21 protein-coding genes are annotated in these 22,587 nt (G+C 34.8%); 6 read left to right on the top strand and 15 right to left on the bottom strand.

Annotated features, from left to right (window positions below):
• Nucleotides 1–4 precede the first annotated feature (4 nt).
• From Q9B79_RS14850 to Q9B79_RS14790, 13 genes are all read right to left on the bottom strand, one after another.
• Nucleotides 5–586 carry a cob(I)yrinic acid a,c-diamide adenosyltransferase gene (locus Q9B79_RS14850; protein WP_306185410.1) on the bottom strand — a complete coding sequence of 194 codons (582 nt, stop codon included), beginning with the start codon at nucleotides 584–586 and terminating at the stop codon, nucleotides 5–7.
• Between the two features lie 136 nt (nucleotides 587–722).
• Nucleotides 723–2,498, bottom strand: coding sequence for a sensor histidine kinase ResE (resE, locus tag Q9B79_RS14845; RefSeq protein WP_306185408.1), 1,776 nt, complete (start codon nucleotides 2,496–2,498; stop codon nucleotides 723–725).
• Complete coding sequence (resD, locus tag Q9B79_RS14840; RefSeq protein ID WP_000426862.1) at nucleotides 2,498–3,214, bottom strand: DNA-binding response regulator ResD; 717 nt, start codon at nucleotides 3,212–3,214, stop codon at nucleotides 2,498–2,500. Before resD ends, resE begins: the two co-directional genes overlap by 1 nt.
• 302 nt (nucleotides 3,215–3,516) lie before the next feature.
• Nucleotides 3,517–4,674 (bottom strand): cytochrome c biogenesis protein ResC, encoded by a 1,158-nt coding sequence (gene resC / locus Q9B79_RS14835; RefSeq protein WP_071757513.1) that lies wholly within the window; start codon nucleotides 4,672–4,674, stop codon nucleotides 3,517–3,519.
• A 14-nt stretch (nucleotides 4,675–4,688) separates the two neighbouring features.
• A complete protein-coding gene (resB, locus tag Q9B79_RS14830; RefSeq protein ID WP_306185405.1) occupies nucleotides 4,689–6,314 on the bottom strand; it encodes a cytochrome c biogenesis protein ResB in 1,626 nt (541 codons plus the stop codon).
• Between the two features lie 121 nt (nucleotides 6,315–6,435).
• Entirely contained in the window at nucleotides 6,436–6,957 is a 522-nt protein-coding gene (gene resA, locus Q9B79_RS14825; RefSeq protein ID WP_306185403.1) for a thiol-disulfide oxidoreductase ResA, read from the bottom strand.
• A gap of 93 nt (nucleotides 6,958–7,050) precedes the next feature.
• Nucleotides 7,051–7,779, bottom strand: a complete 729-nt coding sequence (gene rluB, locus Q9B79_RS14820; protein ID WP_029440666.1) for a 23S rRNA pseudouridine(2605) synthase RluB — start codon at nucleotides 7,777–7,779, stop codon at nucleotides 7,051–7,053.
• A 289-nt stretch (nucleotides 7,780–8,068) separates the two neighbouring features.
• Nucleotides 8,069–8,599 carry a spore maturation protein SpmB gene (gene spmB / locus Q9B79_RS14815; protein ID WP_306185400.1) on the bottom strand — a complete coding sequence of 177 codons (531 nt, stop codon included), beginning with the start codon at nucleotides 8,597–8,599 and terminating at the stop codon, nucleotides 8,069–8,071.
• A complete protein-coding gene (spmA, locus tag Q9B79_RS14810; protein WP_240587109.1) occupies nucleotides 8,596–9,192 on the bottom strand; it encodes a nucleoside recognition domain-containing protein in 597 nt (198 codons plus the stop codon). The genes spmB and spmA overlap by 4 nt, the downstream gene beginning before the upstream one ends.
• Nucleotides 9,185–10,309, bottom strand: a complete 1,125-nt coding sequence (gene dacB / locus Q9B79_RS14805) for a D-alanyl-D-alanine carboxypeptidase DacB (protein ID WP_306185398.1) — start codon at nucleotides 10,307–10,309, stop codon at nucleotides 9,185–9,187. The genes spmA and dacB overlap by 8 nt, the downstream gene beginning before the upstream one ends.
• Before the next feature lie 237 nt (nucleotides 10,310–10,546).
• Nucleotides 10,547–11,461, bottom strand: a complete 915-nt coding sequence (locus Q9B79_RS14800; protein ID WP_306185396.1) for a superoxide dismutase — start codon at nucleotides 11,459–11,461, stop codon at nucleotides 10,547–10,549.
• A 105-nt stretch (nucleotides 11,462–11,566) separates the two neighbouring features.
• Complete coding sequence (locus Q9B79_RS14795; RefSeq protein WP_306185395.1) at nucleotides 11,567–12,058, bottom strand: YpuI family protein; 492 nt, start codon at nucleotides 12,056–12,058, stop codon at nucleotides 11,567–11,569.
• 22 nt (nucleotides 12,059–12,080) lie between these two features.
• Nucleotides 12,081–12,470: a hypothetical protein gene (locus Q9B79_RS14790; protein WP_306185393.1), complete on the bottom strand. Its 390-nt coding sequence runs from the start codon at nucleotides 12,468–12,470 to the stop codon at nucleotides 12,081–12,083.
• 186 nt (nucleotides 12,471–12,656) lie between these two features.
• Here Q9B79_RS14790 and mprF point away from each other — a divergent pair, with 186 nt between their 5' ends.
• Nucleotides 12,657–15,248, top strand: coding sequence for a bifunctional lysylphosphatidylglycerol flippase/synthetase MprF (gene mprF / locus Q9B79_RS14785; protein ID WP_306185391.1), 2,592 nt, complete (start codon nucleotides 12,657–12,659; stop codon nucleotides 15,246–15,248).
• A gap of 4 nt (nucleotides 15,249–15,252) precedes the next feature.
• Here mprF and Q9B79_RS14780 read toward each other — a convergent pair whose 3' ends face one another.
• Nucleotides 15,253–16,041 (bottom strand): hypothetical protein, encoded by a 789-nt coding sequence (locus Q9B79_RS14780; RefSeq protein ID WP_306185389.1) that lies wholly within the window; start codon nucleotides 16,039–16,041, stop codon nucleotides 15,253–15,255.
• A 175-nt stretch (nucleotides 16,042–16,216) separates the two neighbouring features.
• Here Q9B79_RS14780 and deoD point away from each other — a divergent pair, with 175 nt between their 5' ends.
• The 4 genes from deoD (at nucleotide 16,217) to Q9B79_RS14760 (ending at nucleotide 19,844) form a co-directional block, all read left to right on the top strand.
• Nucleotides 16,217–16,921 (top strand): purine-nucleoside phosphorylase, encoded by a 705-nt coding sequence (deoD, locus tag Q9B79_RS14775; RefSeq protein WP_306185387.1) that lies wholly within the window; start codon nucleotides 16,217–16,219, stop codon nucleotides 16,919–16,921.
• A gap of 159 nt (nucleotides 16,922–17,080) precedes the next feature.
• Entirely contained in the window at nucleotides 17,081–18,892 is a 1,812-nt protein-coding gene (locus Q9B79_RS14770; protein ID WP_306185385.1) for a sensor histidine kinase, read from the top strand.
• Between the two features lie 107 nt (nucleotides 18,893–18,999).
• A complete protein-coding gene (locus tag Q9B79_RS14765; protein ID WP_000806236.1) occupies nucleotides 19,000–19,530 on the top strand; it encodes a tyrosine-type recombinase/integrase in 531 nt (176 codons plus the stop codon).
• Nucleotides 19,531–19,649: 119 nt separating this feature from the next.
• Entirely contained in the window at nucleotides 19,650–19,844 is a 195-nt protein-coding gene (locus tag Q9B79_RS14760; protein WP_306185382.1) for a DUF3924 family protein, read from the top strand.
• A gap of 289 nt (nucleotides 19,845–20,133) precedes the next feature.
• Here the strand turns inward: Q9B79_RS14760 and Q9B79_RS14755 are convergent, their stop codons facing one another.
• Entirely contained in the window at nucleotides 20,134–20,979 is an 846-nt protein-coding gene (locus Q9B79_RS14755) for a DUF72 domain-containing protein (protein ID WP_306185380.1), read from the bottom strand.
• Nucleotides 20,980–21,138: 159 nt separating this feature from the next.
• Between Q9B79_RS14755 and Q9B79_RS14750 the strand changes: the two genes are divergently transcribed.
• On the top strand, nucleotides 21,139–22,410 hold the full coding sequence (locus Q9B79_RS14750) for an ATP-binding protein (protein WP_306185378.1): 1,272 nt from the start codon (nucleotides 21,139–21,141) through the stop codon (nucleotides 22,408–22,410).
• Nucleotides 22,411–22,587 lie beyond the last annotated feature (177 nt).

Here is a 22,587-nt window from a genome sequence, read left to right as displayed (position 1 = left end):
TGAATCACTCCACTTCCTTCTCATTTTTATCACGAAAAACGATTGCACTGCGGTTATACTCCACATCTTTTACTTGTAATCGAGCGTTTATTACTCTAGCTACTGCAAACAAATAATCAGATAATCTATTTACATACTTTAAAACAACTTCATTTATTTCCCCTTCTTTTTGCAAAGACACGATACATCGCTCCGCCCGCCTTACAACCGTACGTGCAATATGAATAGCAGCTGCCGGCTCGCTTCCACCTGGTAAAATAAAGCGCTCTAAAGGCGGTGCTTCTTCTATATACAAATCAATCCTTCTTTCTAAGCTTTCGACCATTTCAATCGTTACTTTATACGGAATTTTTCCTGCTACTATCGCCAAGTCTCCTCCGCAATCAAATAGTTCATGTTGAATATTTTCAAGTTCATTATAAATATCTTCAAAAGACCCACCTTGTAGCTTCGTCATCGCATATCCAATATGAGAATTCGCCTCATCTATCGTACCATATGCCTCAACTCGAATATCATCTTTATCCACTCTGCCACCTATCACACTTGTTTCCCCTTTATCTCCTGTTTTCGTATATAGTTTCATCGCTTTACGACACTCCTCTTATTATTCTTCATTGGACTAAGATAGAAAAAAGTTCTACTATAATTTATTTAATTGATTTTACAAAAAAATAAAAAACAGTAGAACTTTATTCGTTATCAACTTTAAAAACACATATCTAAATTATACGATTTGGTAAATATACAGAGAATATAGTTCCCTCTCCAACAACACTTGAAACAGCAATTTTCCCCTCATGACCTTGCACAATATTTTTTGCAATCGCAAGTCCGAGTCCTGTTCCACCTTTTTTCCCACGTGTTCTTGCTTTATCAGCTTTATAGAAACGATCAAATAAAAATGGAATATCTTCTTCTGGAATACCAGCGCCCGAATCTTGCACTTCAAAAATAAGTCCATTATTTTTCGTATCAATTACAAGCGTTACATGTCCGCCTGCATTCGTATGACGAATTGCGTTATCAATTAAATTCGTCAATACTTGTTCCATACGATCTGCATCAAACGGATATTGCTCAATTGAATTTTTGAAATCAACCGTTAATTCGACTTCTTTATCCCTTGCAATCCCTTGGAATTTACGGCCTATTTTTTCAACGAAAGGATGAATATCTACTTCACCGATATGTAACTCTACATTACCACTTTCCATACGCGCTAAATCTAATAATTCATTTACAAGTTTACCTAAACGAACGGATTCATCATAAATGATTTGAACAAATTCATTAATTTCTTCTTTCGTTTGCACAATATCATCTAATATTGCTTCACTATACCCTTGAAGCATTACCATCGGTGTACGAAGTTCATGTGATACGTTTGCAATAAAGTCTTGGCGCATCTTCTCTAGACGGCGTTCTTCCGTCATATCACGCAATACGGCTACCGCTCCGCGAATTTTCGTTTGGTTGTAAAGTGGCGTCATAAGTACTACATAGTTACCTTTTTGCAAATTGATTTCAACTACTTGTTGTTGTTCGCTTTCTACAACGAGATGGAATAGTTCAACAAGCTCAGAAGGTAGCTTTTTACTTAATTCAACTTCTTTTTCTTCTTGCCAAACTTGCAGAAAATGTTCAGCTGGCGGATTGATTACAACAACTTCACCTTCCTGATTTAACGTAATAACCCCATCTGCCATACTACTTAAAATACTAGCTAACTGTTCTTTCTCTTGCTGCAGGGCATTCATATTAAACTTCAACTGTTTTCCCATTTGATTTAAAGCCGTTGCAAGCTCACCAATCTCATCTTGAGATACCATAGGGGCTTTCGCATCAAACTTTCCACGCGCCACCTCAAAAGCAACTTCACGCATTTTACGGAGTGGTGCTGTAATTCGCGTAGATAAGAAGAATGCAAAGAAAGTTGTTAATATAATCGCAATCCCTGCTGATAAGAATATGAAATCAGTCGTTCTCTCCATGCCTTGTATCGGCACTTGTAAAGATTCATATACGAACACTGCACTTTGATTTTTTGACTGCACTGGCTTTCCGACAATCATAATATCATTTTCAGTGTTCTTATTCTTTCTACTATTAGAAGCTTTTCTAATGTTATTTTTAATTTCTTTTTTGTCTGTAAAAACAGCCGCTAATTCTTTATCTTCTTTCAAATTATCCATTGTAAGAGTGACTAACCCTTCTTGTTTCGGCGAAGAAGATATTTCTTTACCATCTTCTACAATAATAATCCTTGAAAGTGGATCAGAGAATTTGTACGCGATATTTTCAATCGTTTTTACATCGGCGCCTTCTTCAATTAACTCCGTAATACTTGTTGCAACTTTTTGAAGCCTAGCCTCACTCATATCAACATAATATGTTCTAAAAAACTGCGAAAGTAAAATCGCAACAAATCCAAGCACAAACGAAACGAGAAGTAATATGGTCATCCATAACTTCCCTACTACACTTCTCCAGAGCATCAGTCGTTCACAACCTCAAACTTGTAACCTACGCCCCAAACGGTAACAATCATCTTCGCAGCATCTGGTGATTTTTTGCTTAACTTCTCACGTAAACGCTTTACATGCGTATCAACTGTACGTAAATCTCCGAAGAATTCATATTGCCATACTTCTTTTAATAATTGCTCACGATCAAATACTTTATCAGGCGCTTTCGCTAAGAATAATAGTAATTCGTACTCTTTCGGCGTTAAGTTCACCTCATTACCATCTGCTGTAACACGGTGTGCATCATTATCAATTGTTAAATGAGGGAACACAGTAACATCTTTTGTTGTTGTATCTTGTGTAAAGAATGTTGTTGGTACAGAACGGCGTAAGACCGCTTTCACACGAAGCACTACTTCACGTGGGCTAAATGGTTTCACAATATAATCATCCGTTCCTACCTCAAACCCTTGTACTCTGTTTACTTCTTCACCTTTCGCTGTCAACATAATAATTGGCGTCGCTTTCTTCTCACGAACCCCTTTACACACTTCAATACCATCTTTACCAGGCATCATAAGATCTAATAGGATTAAATCGTAATCATTTTGTAACGCCATTTCTAAAGCTGTATCACCATTATCTGCTTCTTCAATTGTGTATTGTTCTCTTTCTAAATACATTTTCAATAAACGACGAATACGATCCTCATCGTCTACAATTAAAATTCTTGATTCATTTTCCATTTTTACCCGTTGCGTACTTTTACCACAACGGTTCACACCTACCCTTCTACACTATTATGTTGCGCTATTCTCGTTTATTTAAGCAATCTTCTAAATGTTTCACTTTCCATATTATGCTTCACAAGAATAATAAAGTTTGTTCAATTTTTTTCCAAAACTATGTATTTTTTTTGAACAGTATATAATGTCCTCGACATCATTTTACAAAATCAACCGCTACTTTGTCATGTTTTTCTCAAAAAAGAAGAAAAGTTGACAAAAATAAAATAGGAAAGTGACATACACTCTCCTATTTTATTTCTCTATGCGTATGAATGTAAACCCGCGATAATTAAGTTTACTACAATAAAGTTAAACATAATGATTGCAAAACCAATTACCGCTAACCATGCCGACTTCTCTCCGTGCCATCCTTTTGATAAGCGTAAATGTAATACCGCCGCATAAAAGAGCCAAGTAATCAGTGCCCAAACCTCTTTCGGATCCCAACCCCAAAAACGTGTCCACGCTATTTGCGCCCAAATCATGGCGAAAATTAATGCACCTAATGTGAAAACTGGGAATCCAATTGCAATAGAACGATATCCAATTTCATCTAACAAATCACTATTTGTATTTTTTACTAACGGCTGAAGCGCCGCTGATACTCGTTTCCGTAAAACAAGTCTTAATACGATATAAAGTAAAGTTCCAACTAAAACTGACCAAATTACAGTATTTAATTTTTTCGCATTTACAATCGCTGGAACTTCAGCTTTTGGTTCTAATTTATTTTCTGTCAATAACTTTCCTTCATGCGGCCCCACTAAAGCCGGAAGATTGTACTTCATCTCTACTTGTTGTTCATTTTTATCAATCCATTGAAACTTCGCTTCATATTTCATACTAGAAAATACCGTTGTTACTCCAATAAATCCAACTGTACAAACAAGTGTGAATACAACCGTTTCTAACCAAAATGTACGTTTGCTTCTCGTTGATTGATCTACATTTTTCAATAAATACATAACGCCCGTTATAAAACTAATCGCTAAGATTGCTTGTCCTGCTGCTGCAGTCGTCACGTGAATATGTAACCAATTACTTTTTAAAGATGGAATAAGTGGAGATATTTCCCTCGGAAACATACTCGCATATGCAATTAATAAAAGCGCAACTGGTAATGCAAAGAGTCCGATTATACTTACGCGGTACATAAAATACATGACAATAAATGCTCCGACAAGCATCATGCCGAAAAACGTACCGAACTCAAAAAAGTTACTAACTGGTGCATGTCCTGATGCAATCCATCTTGTAACAAAATATACTGTTTGTGCAATAAACCCTAAAATTGTAATCGTTATTCCTACATTTGCCCATTTGTGACCTTTTTCTTTAATCGCTCCCCCGAAAAATAGAGTGGCAATTAAATATAAAATAAATGCGGTAAAGAGAAAGTTACTACTTATTTGCACCATATCGTTTCCCCACCTTAACTAATTTTTTTATCGACTACTTTATCGCTTGGCTGCGGAATTGCTGTACCTTCTAGTACTCTTTCAATATCTTTCTTTAAACCAAACCAATTTTTATTTGTATGTCCTGCAATCCACCATTCATCATTAACGCGTTGTATCCAAATACGGCGATGATTCCAATACATCCCTTGAATGACACCAACCATAAATATAAATCCTCCAATACCGAGAATCCAAAGCGTTAAATCTTTCCTTACAGTAAGCGCTGTTGCATTTTGCATTTCCACACCTGCAAACGACATTTTATATTTGTTATTCCCATCTGGTTCTATATTTTGCTGAATACCAACAAAACTCACTTCACCATCCGGTGTTTCAGGTGTAAACATTTTAAACACAAATGCAGGGTTGTTCGGTAATTTTGTTTTTGTATTTGGTCTTCCACTCTCATCAAAATAAAAATCAGGGAAGTAGCTTAATAGTTCTAAAGAATAGCCATTTCCTAAATCATATTTTTCAGTAGGATTCGTTAAATCAACTTTGATTGGTCCCCACTTTTGATTATTTTCTTTATTTTGCAAACGGAAGGACATACTTTTAAATTCATTTTCTCTATAACTCAATTGATAAACAGCAAATTGATCAAATTTCAGCGGTTCATTTACTCGAATTTTAACTTCTTTTACTTTTTCAAATTTCGGTTTTTGTCCAGCTATCTTTTCACCTACCGCTTTATATAATACGGCATTCGTTTGGAAGTTTTTTGCAATCATTTTATCACCTACACGGTCAATTGCTTCATCAAAAACTTCCTTGTCCTTACTTTTATCATAAACTTCCTTTATAAACTTCTCACTTTTTAAATAATATTGACCATCCGTTCCTGGTATTTCTTTCGTTTCGCCATCACGTAACCAAAGTGTTTCATCTACGTACATACTCGGTAAAAAACGAAGCATTGCACCAAATAAAAAGATAATAAGACCGATATGATTCACATATGGACCCCAGCGTGAAAACCGTCCCTTTTCAGCTAAAATGTTACCGTCTTCCACTTTCACGTTATAGTTCGTTTTCTTTAAATTCATCTGCACTCTTTCCAAATCACCATCTTGCGGTGTACCAGTGCCGTATAATCTTTGTCTCTTTAAAAAGCTAGGATGTCTTTTCACCCCTTGCTTCTTTAAAGCTTTATAAAGCGGAATGACACGATCTAAACTACATATCACAAGTGAAATACCAATTGAAGCAATTAAAATCATATACCACCATGAACCGTATAAATTATTAAATCCTAATTGGTAGTATAATTGCCCTAAAAATCCGTATTCTTGCTTATAATATTCAGCGGGTGCAACCCCTGGAGTTATGTACATTTCTTGTGGAAAAATAGTTCCAATCGCCGATGCAGCTAAAGTAATTACAATGAGCCATACACCCACTTTTACAGAAGAGAAGAAGCTCCAAATTTTATCGACAATCGTTTTTGTTTGCGTGAGAGATCTCCGAGCGCTCCCCTCATAGCGCATATCCAATAGTTTTACATTTTCATTGCTTTCAAATGGTTTCCCGCAAGCTTCACAAAAAACGGTTCCTATTGGATTCACATGTCCACATTCACACTTAATTTCTTTCAACACTCTCACCGCCCCTGTATCTATGTGTACTATTGTTTATTCTAACCTTAAGTTACCACAATACTCAGAATTTTTAAACCGAAGGTGCTATAGGTAAGCACCTCTTATGTAAAGGCTTTCTTTATTACGGAGTAATTTTCTTTAAATACTCCTCCAATTGTTCTATCGTTTGTTCACCTTTAATCTCTTGAATTACCTTACCATTTTTATCAATTAAGAAGCTTGTTGGTAATGGTATTACTCCATACGTTTTTATAATTTCTCCACCTTTATCAATTGCGACTGGGAACTTAAGATCATATTGTTTTACAAAATTCTTAACAGCAATATCTGTTTCATCTGCATCTAACGCAATAATTTCAACGCCTTTTTCTTTATACTTTGGATATAATTCATTCATATAGGGCATTTCTTTCTCGCAAGGTTTACACCAAGTTCCCCAAAAGTTTAAAAATACACCTTTTCCCTTTAAATCTTTTAATTCAATTTTCTTTCCTTCTAAATCTGTTACAACGAAATTAGGTGCTTCTTTTCCAATTTGCATTTTCTCTTCTTTAGTGAAATACCCTTGATAAAGTGTAAATCCTACAGCACCGCTTAAAATGAGCAGAATAATAACACGAAATAATAAGCGATTTTTTTTCATATTGTCTCCCCTCTCTTCGACGAGTGATGAATATATGTATTTTTAATAAATCACCAGCGGAGCATTCCACTGGTGAAATTTTCACAATATCGATTAGCGAGGCTTTGTAGAAGCCAATGCACGTAATTGTTTCACCTCATGCGGTGTCAATTCTCTTGCATCACCAGGTCGCAGACTTCCTACTTCTAAGAAAGCATAGCGTTCACGCTTTAGTTTCACTACTTTACAATCTAACGCTTCAAACATACGACGTACTTGACGGTTACGTCCTTCATGAATTGTTAATTGTACAATCGCCATTTCTTTACGCTTGTCCCAAGAAATGATTTTCACACGCGCTGGTGCTGTTTTTCCGTCTTCTAACATAACACCGCGTTCTAACATGCGAATTTTCTCACCTGTTAGTGGACCTTTTATTTTTGCAACATATGTTTTTTCAACTTTATATCTAGGGTGCATTAATACGTTTGCGAAGTCCCCATCATTTGTCATTAATAATACGCCAGACGTATCATAATCTAAGCGTCCGATTGGGAATAAACGTTGTGTAATTTCTGGGAAAAAGTCTGTTACAACATTTCTTCCTTTATCATCTGATACACTTGAAATTACGCCAGTTGGTTTATATAGTAAAAAATAAACAGGTTCTTCTTTTTCAAGAGGGATGTTATTTACTTCTACTTTATCTTGAGGAGTTACTTTCGTTCCTAACTCCTTCACTATTTTTCCATTCACTTTCACTTTTCCTTGCTGAATTAATTCCTCAGCCTTTCTTCTCGATGCAATACCTGCTTGCGCAATCACTTTTTGTAATCGTTCCATTTCTTTTTTTCACCTCGAATTTATCTTACCTTACATTAGAAAGACTTGGCAACCGCATACGCTTGACGGCTTTTCGCTTCATCTTACTTAAACAACATAGCGATGATAATAAACATATAAAGGTCAAATCATGTTTTTACCTTTTATTATTGTCCATCTTTTTCATATTTCTCACAATAAAAGTTCATCATTTTGTCAAAAATACCGCATAAAAAAACCACTATTAAGCAACACCTTAATAGTGGTCGTATACGTATTATAAGCGAAATAGCATAAAAAATGAATAGTATTACTTAAACATTAAAGAAACAAACACAATGGAACAAATAATCCCGATCAAATCGGCAAAAAGTCCTACTTTTAATGCATCTCCCATTTTTCTAATTCCAACGGCTCCGAAGTATACTGTTAAAATATAAAAAGTCGTATCTGTACTTCCTTGCATCGTAGAAGCTAACCTTCCAATAAACGAGTCTGGCCCATATGTGGCAATTAAATCGGTCGTTATACTTAAACCAGCAGAGCCTGAAATAGGGCGTATAAGTGCTAGCGGAACAATTTCTGCTGGGACATGAATGAAATCTAACATCGGCTTCATTACTGATATCATTGCATCTAATGCACCTGAAGCTCGAAATATGGAAATAGATACAAGCATTCCAACCATAAACGGTAAAATGGAGATTGCAATTTGAATTCCTTCTTTTCCCCCCTCAACGAACGATTCATACGTCGGCACTTTCTTTATCGTGCCATATAAAAGGATAAAACCGATTACACAAGGGATTACCCATAATGATATCGTATTGACAATACTCATTTTTTCCGCCCCTTCCTACTCCTTCTTCGGTAAAAATAGCGGTCAATCCAAATCGCTCCAATCATAGAAAGTACTTGTGCAATGAATGTTACTCCAACAATTTCAGTAGGATTCGCTGACTCATACGTCATTCGAATCGAAATAACAGTAGTAGGAATTAAAGTAATCGCTGATGTATTTAATGCGAGAAACGTCACCATAGAACGGCTCGCCGAATCCTTCCCTCCATTTAACTCTTTCAATTGTTCCATCGCTTTAATACCAAGAGGGGTTGCTGCATTACCTAACCCAAAAAAGTTCGCCATCATATTCGATAAAATAAATCCCATTGACGGATGATCTTTCGGTATTTCTGGAAACAACCTTTTTACGATTGGCATAAAAAGTGACACTAACTTTTTTAACAACCCTGCTTCCTCTGCAATTTTCATTAAACCGAGCCAAAATACTAATACACTAATAAGGCCTATACAAATTGTTACTGCGTCTTTTGCTCCGTCAAATACAGCTTTATTTATTGCTTCCATCGTTCCATTTATCATGGCATATATGATCCCTATGACTGCCATCGCTACCCATACGAGATTAACCATCGCTCCCAACACCTATCATATGAGAAAAAATTTCTTTCACATTATTCCAGTACATTCCCGTTGTAGCTACTAACTTTCGTTTACTATAAAATAAATTCCGTTCTCCAACTTTCTCATTGCCAACATAAATTTCTGTCTTTCCAACCTTTACGCCATCCTTAAGTTTTGCACTTTTATCGAGTTCAACTTTTAATACGACATCCTTTCTTTCTTGCTCAGTTAATGGCACCGCAAAACTATTTTTCGTATAAACATGATTGGCATATTTCTTTTCAGTTATTTCAGCAAGAGCTCCTTGTCCTACAACGTTCGTTTGCTTGAAACGTTCAAAACCTTTATCAAATAAATTCATATGATCATCCCAATCGCTAGAAGCGCTCAAAGTTACGACAATTAGATCTAGTCCATCTTTTGATGCTGTTGTAACAAGTGTCCGTCCTGCTTTCTTTGTAAAACCTGTTTTTCCTCCTGTTGCGAATTCATAATAAGACGTCACAAGTTTATGTTTATTTTTCCACGGATAATCCCATGAATCTGATTTATACGTTTTTGTTCCAAAAATCTTCTTAAAGGTTTCGTTCCCCATTGCATACTTCGTTAAAAGTGCCATATCATAAGCCGACGAATAATGGGATCCATCTCCATCCAAACCATGTGGGTTTGAAAAGTGCGTATCTTTCATTCCAATTTGTTTCGCCTTTTCATTCATTAAATATACGAACCCCTCTATGCTCCCCCCTACATTTTCAGCAATTACTTGTGCTGCATCATTACCAGATCTAAGCATGAGTCCGTATACTAAATCCTCTAACTTCACTTTCTGTCCAGGCTTTAAATAAATTGCTGATCCTTCTACTCTCACCGCTTCATTACTAACCGATACCATTTCTTTCATTTTTCCTGATTCAGCAGCTAACAAGGCTGTCATAATTTTTGTTATACTAGCAATTTTTTGCGGCTCATGTTCTGCTTTTCCGTATAATACACGACCTGATTGTTGCTCCATTAATACAGCATTTCGAGCACTGACATTACTGTTTATCTTTGCATATGTAGGAATTGGCATAACGCTTGCATACATAATAAGAAGCGTGATTATTACACAAATTCGTCTCATATTTCCCCCCACGTCCTTTTGGCACTTTTTGTACAAGTGTATGCTTGGCCTTTTAAAATATGAACGAAATCTCCTTCTCCTTCCAATAAAGTGAAACTTTAATCAGTGGGGGTTTGGTTCATCCCCCACTGATTATCAGCCCGACCCCCCCACCTAACTTCTTTGCTTTCGCTGAATTTTGAGGTGGGGTCTTACTGCCCGTTAAATGCGGATAAAAAAGACGCAGAGAACCTGCGTCTAATACGGTGTCCATTCAATTTGTTTCGCACTTTCAAATCTTTTTTCTACATCAGGCCAATTGACAACATTCCACCAGTTTTTAATATATTCATCTTTTCGATTTTGGTATTGTAAATAATACGCATGCTCCCATACATCTAGTACAAGAAGCGGTATCGTATCCCATTGTGTAAATAATTGATGAAGTGTACTCTGCAAAATTTCTAATCTTCCAGATCGTGGCACCCAAACAAGAATCGCCCATCCTGATCCTTCCACTTTAGAAGCTGCTTCTGTGAAATGTTTTTGAAAACGTAAAAAACTCCCAAAATCCTGTTCAATTTGTTGTGAAAGAGCCCCTCTTGGACTTCCGCCACCACCTTTTTTCATGTTATTCCAAAATATCGTGTGTAAGTAATGACCTGATCCATGAAAAGCCGCTTCTCTTTCCCAATGCTTAATTAGATCAAATTGATTTGTTTTTCTCGCTTCTTCCATCATCTTTTCTGCCTTATTTAATCCTTCCACGTAACTGCGATGATGTTTATCATGGTGTAACATCATAATTTCCCTAGAAATATACGGTTCTAACGCATTATACGGATAAGGTAATGGTGGAAGTGTATGTCCCCCAATGGGAACAGCTCGTTCACTATCCCCTCTTTCATATAGTTCATATTCCTCTTCTCCCTGCACGAACACTTCCTGCAGATGATGCTGAATATGCTCTACATCATCACTTATTTCATACATAAACTCTGCATCTGTATCATATTCATGCTCTTTCATACGGTCTAATAACGTTTGAATTTTATAAGCAAGCATATGGACATCATACACTTCCATTGCACGGCTATCTAATACGTGAAGAACACTTTCACACCAGTTTTCTACTTCATGAAAGTAATCTGTAAATACACCTTGCTGACTCATGTTACACCTCCTTAATGCTATCCCCTTAAATATATTCAAAGGAAATCCCTTATATAACTGTACAAAAGGAAAAGAAGCTAAGTCCCCTTAGCTTCTTGTTCGCCATTAATATTTGTGTAACATCTTTGTTTGATAATCCGTCTCATAATATTCTAGTTCTTCACGCATCAGTTGAAATTTACCTTCTAAACTCTTCATCACCTGCTCTATAGATGCAGGTGGCGTTTGTTGAAAAACGATGGAGTTTTTCCCTGTATAAGCAGACCGACTATTCTCATACCAATGATCACTCTTTGGTGAAAAAAACTCTGCAATTACTTGATGATAAATTTTATATAGAATTTTTTCAGCTGCTGTTTTTCGAAATGGCTGGCTATTTAACAAAACAAAACATGCATCATGTCCTTCTTCACAAAAAACGAGAAGACGTCTTATTGACGCTAATAACCCTTTATAATATTGTTCATTCCCTGCTGGTGTCTCTTCTAATAAAGAAGGCAACGTATGATAATTTACATAATTGGTTATCAAGTAAATAACATCTTCTAAAAACATAGAAACTTGTTCTGTTTGATTTTCAACCATTAGATTAGACATCTTTTCCCTCTCCTTTGCCATTTCACGCTATTTCTACTCTTTTATTTTTATGTAATTCAGCCAATATTTCTTGTACTTTCACCACTGTTCCCGTATCAAAATATTGTTGGAATTCTTCTATATTATTTAAATACAAACGTTTTTGCATGCGAAGTTCATTCTCTTTCAGTAAACAACATATCGCTACAATATCCCGTAAATATATGTCTTGTTCTTCTACTTTACATACTGGATTTCCTTCAAAAGGAGTAATTTCTTGTAAAACTTCTTCAAAATACCGTACGTATAAAACGGAAAAGGTTCTTTCTTTATCATTTAATATATATGTCACTTCAGATCTATTAAAGAAATCTTCTGATGTATTAGGCTTTTCTTTCTCTAACTCATATCCCGCATAACCTGTTATAATCATCTACTTCCCCTCTCTTCCTTCTTTCAATTCATTTTAACTTAATTTTCTGACAAACGAAATACTCTTTTAAATATAACCGTCATAAAAAATAGCTTCCTTATACAGGAATTTACCTTTTTATTTTTCTTGAAGTTTGTCATAATAATATTATTGTCTCAGTTTTCTTATACAAGGAGAGTTGTATTTATGTCGTTTTCATGGAAACGTTTCTTACAAATCGGGAAAATTATCTTCCCATTTGTTGTATTAACAATTGTATTCTTTCAAGCCAAAAAAGAATTAGCAGGCATTTCTTTTTTAGAAGCAATCAATACAATTAAAAACATTCCAACCGGAGGAGTCTTTTTAGCAGTTACACTTGGTGCATTTGCCGTATCAACAATGTTCTTTTATGACTATGTTATGCTTCGTTATGTAAAAGCTGATATACCAGTCCAAAAGATTTTTCGCATCTCATGGATTGCTAATACTTTAAATGGATTCATTGGATTTGGTGGTCTCGTTGGAGCTGGTGTACGCACAATGCTTTATCGTCCATACATAAAAGAAAATGGCAAACTTATTAAAAGCATCGCCTGGATGACAACTGCTTTTATTAACGGACTAGCAATTCTTTCTTTCCTCGGTCTTATTGGAATATTAGACACGAGTTTTATTTTGCATGAAAAACCGTGGCTATGGCCTGTTCTTATCTTCTTCGCCCTTTTCGTTCCTATATACATTGGCTTTTCTAAACTAAAAAATAGAAAACCAAAGCAAACCGAAGGACAAGAAGAAGAAGAAGGAGAAGAAGAGAACAATCCAACTGTTTTATACTCATTAGTTTCATTAGTTGAGTGGGTATCTGCCGGTATTGTTATGTACGTCATACTAATATTATTTGGTATCGATATTGAATTTCAAAAGTTTTTAGGTGTGTATGTAATTGCTGCTTTAGCTGGTGTTGTTAGTCTTGTACCTGGAGGACTTGGTTCATTCGATCTTGTCTTTTTAACTGGGCTCGGACAGTACGGCATTGATACAGGCGTATTACTACCTGCTATGTTATTGTATCGCCTCGTCTATTACATTTTACCTTTCTGCCTTGGCCTTATTTTTGCAGCTTTTGAAATGACAGGCGTGGCCATTAAAAAGTTTGAAGATAAACCTTTTATTGCGCCTGCATTAGAAACAACTGGTGTTATATGGACTTTGCAACGTGATTTTTTAGGGAAACTAGGTTCATGGGCCTCTGCTGCTTTAACAGTATTTGCTGGACTTATGGTTATTTTATCGACCATTCTACCGACAAGTATAAACAGAGCACACGCCTTACATATTCTAGCTCCAAAACATCTTATTCAATTTTCTTTTAGCTTATCACTAACATTCGGTATTCTCCTCCTGATCCTTTCACGAGGCATATATTATGGAACAAAACGTTCTTACTATATGACGATTATTTCTTTAATCGGAGCAGCCATCTTTAATACGCTAAAAGGGATTGATATTGAAGAAACGTTTATTTTATTAATTGTACTCGCTGTATTATATATGCTTCGTAAAAGATTTGTACGCGAGAAAATGGAAGTCTCACTTTCTGATATGGTAAAAGTTGTTATATTCTTACTTGTAACTTTATATTTATATAAGAACTTAGGTATTTTATTTGCAGGTGCAAAAGAGGCTTTTAAACCCGATTTTGTTGTTCGTAATATTACGCAAGTGAAACGAAGTGCATTAGCAGCTGCCTTTTTCGTTCCTACATTTTTACTGATTGGTTCACTCATTGCCAATCGTTATCGAAATGAATTTCCCGGGCAACCAGCTAATGATAAAAGATTGCAAAACTTTTTAGATGAGCATAATGGAAATGTACTTAGTCATTTAGGATTTCTAGGAGATAAACAATTCTTCTTCAGTAGTGATGGGAAAGCGCTCCTTCTCTTCTCTATAACTGGAAAACGTCTTGTTGTGCTAGGGGATCCAATTGGAGATCCTTCCTCCTACCGTACTGTGTTACAAGAGTTTTTAGCTGAGGCTGATCGATTTGGATACATTTGTGTATTCTACCAAATCGAAAGTAAATGGATGAGTTTATATCATGATTTCGGTTATAACTTCTTTAAGCTCGGTGAAGAAGCTGTCGTTGATTTGAACACATTTACAATAACAGGAAAAAAACGTGCCGGTATGCGAGCGACTTTCAACCGTTTTGAACGAGAAGGCTATACATTCTCTATTCATCAGCCGCCGTTCTCAAACGAATTATTTGAAGAGCTAAGAAAAGTTTCAGATGCGTGGCTCGGCGGAAAAAAAGAGAAAGGTTTTTCACTCGGATACTTTGATCATGAGTATATTAGCCGAGCACCTATCGCTACATTATCTGATGCAGATGGAAAAATCATTGCATTCACGACATTTATGCCCGTATATCAAGACGGATCATTGTCTGTTGATTTAATGCGCTATTATCCAGATGCGCCTAGCGGCATTATGGATGCAATTTTCATCCACCTATTCCAGTGGGCAAAAGAAAATGAATACCATTCCTTTAATATTGGTATGGCACCACTTTCAAATGTAGGTTTATCGACACAGTCTTTCTGGTCTGAGCGAGTTGCTGCTGCCATCTTTAATAATGTTCGATATACGTATAGTTTCAGCGGGTTACGACATTTTAAAGAAAAATATAAACCAGCATGGAGCGGTAAATATTTAGCATTTAGAAAGAATCATTCTTTACCAATTACAATGCTCTCAGTAACAAAGTTAATAGGAAAAAGAAAAAACAGCTAAGCATTTAGCTGTTTTTTCTTTTTTGAACTTGTACAATAAATTCTTTTTCATATTTCTTACCATTTATATAGAAATCTCCCCATATTTTATACGTCCCTTCTACAGGGAATGTTATGCGATATTGTAATTGCTCATCTGTATCAACAGGTATTGCGTATAAAAAGTTTTCTCTCGCGTCATCCACAATATAAAGCGCCTCCACTTCGCCCCTCTCTGAATGTAATTTCAACTTTTCTCCCTTTTTCGCTTGGAATTGAAATGTTAACGTCGCTGGTTCATTCGGATGCAATGCACCAAATAAAAGAGAAACTTCATACTCACCTATTTTTTTTGTTAGCACACTATCAATTGGAAATCTTACTTTTTTCTTAGTTTTCTCTTCTACTTCTCTCCCAAAGTCTTTCTTCGCAAATGATTTCATAGATTTGTTTTTATCTTCATATAAAAATATTGTATATCTGTCATCTTTCGCTATTTTGGAAGAGACCTTATATGATCCATTCCCTGCAAATGTAGGTTTCATTTGTTGTACATGCTTTAATTGTCCGTCTACAATAACTGCCTGAATTTCATCATTCACACCACGAACTTCGTTATTTTTATTATTTAGTAATTGAAATGAAATATCTACTTTCTCATTTCCTTTTCCATATGCCACATCCCATTTTACTTCCTGAACATCACCTACAGTCTCTGTAGTTTCCTGATACTTTTTTATGTAAAATCCGCCTACTACAATAAATAGCAAAGCAACAAGTCCAATGACAAGATTTTTCAAAAGATCACCTACCATTTTTATTGTCTCTGTTCATACAAAACTTCTTACATATATATTCTAGATTATGATTTATGAAATCCTCCTGTTTTGCACATATTACAAATAATAAAAAGATTTTAATTGAAAGGATTCGTAGTGTATAATGCAAATGATATTGATTTCTATCAATACATTATAAGGAGGACTATTCATGAGTGTACATATTGAAGCAAAACAAGGCGAAATTGCTGAATCTATTCTATTACCTGGTGATCCACTACGTGCAAAATATATTGCGGAAACATTTCTAGAGGACGTTACATGCTATAATAACGTGCGTGGTATGTTAGGTTTCACTGGAACTTATAAAGGAAAACGTGTATCTGTTCAAGGTACAGGTATGGGTGTTCCTTCTATTTCTATTTATGTAAACGAATTAATCCAAAGCTATGGAGTTAAAAATTTAATTCGCGTTGGAACTTGCGGTGCTATTCAAAAAGACGTAAAAGTACGTGACGTTATTATTGCAATGACAGCTTGTACGGATTCTAATATGAACCGTTTAACATTCCCAGGTTTTGATTTTGCACCAGCTGCAAACTTTGACCTTTTAAAGAAAGCTTACGATGCTGGAACTGAAAAAGGCTTACACGTTCGTGTTGGTAATGTTTTAACAGCAGATGTATTTTATCGTGAAAGCATGGACATAGTTAAAAAACTTGGAGATTACGGTGTACTAGCAGTAGAAATGGAAACAACTGCTCTTTACACTTTAGCAGCGAAATACGGTGTAAATGCGTTATCTGTCTTAACAGTAAGCGATCACATCTTTACTGGTGAAGAAACAACATCTGAAGAGCGTCAAACTACATTTAACGAAATGATTGAAATTGCTTTAGATGCAGCAATTCAATAATAGTACATTAAAGAACTCGTCATACGTCTGTCGAGTTCTTTTTATATGACTTTTTATTAAAAACTACTTTCAAAAGAGACAGATTTTCTCCTCTACTTTTTTGTAACGTTTGTTATAATAAAGAAATCATTTACAGTATTTCTCACAAGAGGTGACGCAGTGAAAAACAGAAGTATCGTTTTTAAACTATTTTTATTAACATCGACATTATTTACAATCATATTCCTCCTATTTTTCCTAGGACAATCTCTATTTTTAGAGAAATTTTATATTAATAAAAAAGTAAAAACAGTTCAAACTGCTTTTGAGGATTTCGTAGATACTTACGAAAAAAGTGGTAAAACTTATGAGGAAATTCGAAAACTAAAACAAGAGTTTCATAATAAAACAAATGCTGAAATGCAGTTTTTAAATACGAACGGCATTATTAAAAGTGACAATAATTTCTACATTGATGTAATTAACCCTAAAAATAATAAAGCATATTCCATTCCACTCAATAATGTTTTAACGCCCGAAGAATATAATAAATTCGAAAACTTAGGATTGAAAAAAGATGGGATGATAAACGTCGTCGGTTTTGTACAAGATTCCACCATAACACCACTAGAATTGACAACAAACTATAATCGATGGCAAAACGAAAATATCAACTCAGATTTTCAATCCATTAATGGCAATCCTGCTAAAAATAGACTTACAAGCCGCTCTAAAACTGTGACTCAAATTGAGTTTACTGGTATTGTTTCTAAGTTACAGCTTCCATCCAAAGCGGATGTTCGTCTTGCAAATGATTTTGAAACATTACAAGCCGTTCAATACTTTGCAGACATTATTAGAAATGGCACTGCTAACTCGCACCAATTAAGCTATTTTCTACTAGATGGTGAAGAGAATATAAAAAATAGCATCTTTGTAAAACCTATTGTGGAAAATGGAAAAATTACAGAATACGCTTTTGCGATAGCATCTTTACAACCTGTTAATGAGGCGATGCTCGTTTTAAAGGATTATTATGTCTATGCCTTAATCATCGTATTTCTCGTAATTATTTTATTATCCTTCTACTACTCAAAAATCATTGTGAAGCCATTAATTAAAATGAATCGCGTTACAAAGAAAATGGCCAATTTTGATTTTAGCGAGAAATTACCTGTAACAGCAGACGATGAGATTGGCGGGCTTTCCGGTAGTATTAATACGTTATCTGTAAACTTAAAAGACCGAATCGATCGATTAAATGTTGCCAATACAAAATTACAACAAGATATTGAACGTGAACGTCAATTAGAGAAAACGCGAAAAGAATTCATTTCTGGTGTATCACACGAATTAAAAACACCTCTTAGTGTAATTAGAAGTTTCGCAGAAGGAATTAAAGATGGCGTTAGTAAAGATACGACGTATTACACAGATGTTATTTTAGAAGAAACCGAAAATATGAACAGACTTATTGTTGAAATGTTAGAATTAGCAAAATTAGAATCAGGTACGTACAAACTAGATATGACGACATTCTCGATCGGTGAATTAATTCAACAAGTCTATACAAAGTTATTATTTAGCATGGAAGAAAAGCATTTACAAGTGAACATAGATGTAGACTCTTCTATATTTGTTCAAGCGAATCGTAGTCGTATTGAACAAGTCGTTGTGAACTTACTTAGCAATGCAATTCGATATACGCCAGATGGGGAAAAAATACAAGTCACTGTTTTAGAAATGGAAAATACAGTAAAAGTACAAATCGAAAACACAGGAAACCCTATCCCAGAAGAAAGTCTTGAAAAAATTTGGGATCGTTTCTACCGTTTAGATGCATCTCGTAGCCGTCATACTGGTGGTACTGGTCTCGGATTATCTATTGTAAAAAACATATTAGACCTCCACCACGCCGACTACGGTGTATATAACACGACTAATAGTGTTGTATTCTACTTTAATTTACAAAAAGTAAAAGAAGTCAAATAATTTGTCTTAATTTCACTAGGAGTTCACATGAAATTCACACTCTCCCTTTATAGTAAGAAACAAGTTAATCCTTTCCTTTACACATATAAAAGAGGAGAGTGCGTGAAATGAAACAAGCAGGACAACCAATTCAAAATGAAAAACAATTAGAAACTATCAAAAATATACTTTTACAATCTTCGAAACGTGATGGCTTATTATTCGTATTAGCTGTGAATTCTGGCTTAAAAGTAAGTGAAATCTTACAATTAAAAGTTAGTGATGTAATCGATGAAAATGAAAATGTTCGCCATTCCATTTTATTTTACAATGAAAAAGTAAAGAAACATAAATGGTTTGCTGTAAATGAAGACTTACAGCACGCGATCGAAGACTACATGAAAGAACGTAAAACTTGGAAACGTAATGAACCATTATTAAAGTCTCAAAAAGGAACAAAATCTATTACGAGACAACATGCATGGTACATTTTAAACAAAGCTGCAAAAGAAGTTGGATTAGAAGGGATTAGCTCACATACACTTCGAAAAACTTGGGGATATTGTGCATACAAATCAGGTGTTGATATCGCATTTTTACAACACTTCTTTGATCATAGTACTCCATCAAAAACTTTAAAGTATATCGGTATTGCTTAATAACTCTTATACATAAAAAAGGTTACCATTTATAAATGGTAACCTTTTTTATGTTTCACATTCTCTTCCCTTGTCTCTCCTATATTGTAGTGGTACTCTAATAGTAAGGGGGAGAAATTATGAACACATTAACAATTGAATTACCGAAAGAAACGGCTGAAAAACTTGATTTATTAAAACAATCTTATGAAAAGAAAACAGGTGCTTCCATTTCTGAGAGCACTCTTGTTCAAACACTTATCTCAAAAGAATTTATCCAAGCGATAACTCCTTTTGATTTACAACAATTCGTCACTGAAAAAGAACAGCATTAATTGCTGTTCTTTTTTTTGATACGTTATCAGTGATTTACTAAATCCCCTAAAAAACTACTTTACGTTACCCATACTTTTTAGAAATCTACCTACTTTTAATATCTCATAAAAAGTTTTTTATTTATTTTTCGGAAAACCATTGACAATGATAATGATAACCATTATCATTTATTACGAAGCCAACAATTGATGAATCAACCAAACGCTCAGTAACATTGTTACCCCTCTTTTTCATATAGAAAGGCACTGTACATTCCCCCTGTTTGTACAGTGCCTTTCTTGTTTATTATCATTCAAACAAATTTAATTGTTCGGGCTTCGGCTCACCATATGTAATGTTCATCATTTTCATAAGCTGTTTCGCATTATCTGCTGCATCTCCGCCCGAATTATTGTTAAATAGTACATATATGTCATTTGCCTTCTTTTTTAATTGCTCTAGTCTTTCTACCCATTCTTCTAATTCTTTATTATTGTAGCGATATAAACAACGAACCGCTCTCCAATTTTCTCCTTTATCAAGCCAGCCATGAACATTTCGGCCATGAAAACGTATTAACACCATCTCTGCATTTGTTACTTCTAATACGAGCGGTACCGAACCTATCCCGGCCTGTGGCTCATCACAAATGGTATGAATCCATTTCTCGTGTTCCAAAAACTGTAGCGTCTTATCTCTCATTTCCGGATAAAACCATGTTTGATTCCGAAATTCTATAGCACATGGCAAACCTTCCATTTTTTCTTTCGTATATCGAAGAAAATCTACATTTTTCTTTTTACAATCAAACCATGGTGGATATTGAAATAAAATCGTTTTTAATTTACCAGCTTCTATTAAAGGAAGAATAGATTGTTTATATACATCAAACATTTCGTCAAACGTAGAAAAAGGAATTTCACCTTTCATATGCCCCGTCATCCCTTGATATGCTTTTACGACAAAAGAAAAATTTTTCGGTGTCTCCATTGCCCATTTTGTATAGTTTCGTGTGGGTTGCATCGCATAAAATGAACTATCTACTTCTACAATAGGAAAATGCTCACTATATGTTCGTAATTTATTTCTATTTTCATAGGAATCTATATATAAAGAAGCATGATCTCCCCATCCTGTTACTCCAATGAAAAGCAACTATATCCCTCCCTTTTTCACTTCACCTTCTATTCATTCTACTCACTTCCTAAACACTTCGACTAATCAATTTCATTAAGTAGCCCTTCTTTCAGAGTATCCGTATAAAAATATGATATACTAGATGGAAGAATTTTTAAATTGAGGGGTTATTTATTTATGCTTCCAAACGATGATATTGTATCTTATGAAAAACGAATAGAAGAATTAGAAAATAAAGTGCGTTTTTATGAAGAACTTGTGAATCAATTACCACATCATTTCACATACAAAAATCCACATATTGGTTTACAAATAAAGAAAACGAGAACGACTCATTCTATTCAAGGCATACGAAAAGAAAATAAAGAAGCTGATTTTCAACTTACTTGCGATTCATTATTTTTATTTGAACAACTTGAAACATACTTTGTTCATATTTTTGATGCTTTTTCACATCATGTAACCTTTGTTGATAATAAAGGAAATATAACTTTATGTAATCAAATTGCCGCAGATGATTTTGGTGTAGTACGAAATGATATAATTGGAAAACCCATTCAACAACTACTAAAATTGCCAGAAGAGAAAATTAAAGCTCTTGAAACATTAAGAACTGGCACAGAAATATATAATGAAGAAGTTTTAGACAAAAACTATGGCATTTTAAACAACCGAATTATTCGTGATTATAACGGAGAGATTTTTAGAGTTATTAGCGTCTTTCATTATTTAAACTCAGAACGTGATGCAGAAAAATTTTCGTTAGCAGGGCGAATCGCAGCTGGTATTGCACATGAAGTACGTAATCCTCTTACAACCGTACGAGGTTATTTACAATTTTTACAAGAAAGTGTTTCTCCATCTAATAAAGAACTATTTAAAAACTTACTCATTCCTGAATTAGATCGCGCAAATAGTATTATTACAAAATTTTTATCTATTTCAAAAACACGCGAATTTACAAGAGAACCCTTTCCCATTAATACATTTTTACGTGAGTATATTCAACAGTTACTAGCTAGTGAAGTCTTTTTACATAACATTTCAATTGATTATAATTTTTCTACCGAATTAGATGATGTATTAGTCCATATCGATCGTCACGAACTTGTGCAAGTTTTTTTAAACCTATTTCAAAACGCTGTCGATGCTCAAGGTGAAAAAAAACTTTCTATCCAAATCACTAGTTATCGCCTAGATAACTTTGCTCGTATTACTTTCACTGATAATGGGATTGGTATTCCTCCAGCCATTCAAGAATATATCTTTGATCCGTTCTTCTCAACAAAAGATTCAGGTACAGGGCTGGGCTTGTCAGTAACGAAGAAAATCATCCAAAATCATAACGGTACATTAAAAATGACTAGTAATGAAGATGGTACAACTTTCACTATTTCAATTCCAATCTTACCTAAAACAGCCATTGAAAAATTAAATCAATACAAATAAAGAATCAATCCACGAACTGCATGCCAATTGTTCAACATTCCCAACAATTAGCATGCAGTTTTTTATGTTGAATTTTTCTTCTTTACATTATACAAAACCTTCCCTATACCTTACTTATCTTTTGCTAGTTAGGTCAATTACTTATTTTTTTAGAAATAGTAGTTTGTCCATCACAAA

This window comes from Bacillus sp. MHSD_36, from assembly GCF_030757775.1.
GTDB lineage: Bacteria > Bacillota > Bacilli > Bacillales > Bacillaceae_G > Bacillus_A.
The sequence above is the reverse complement of the archived record's forward strand: the minus strand, read 5'-3'. Positions and strand labels throughout refer to the sequence as shown.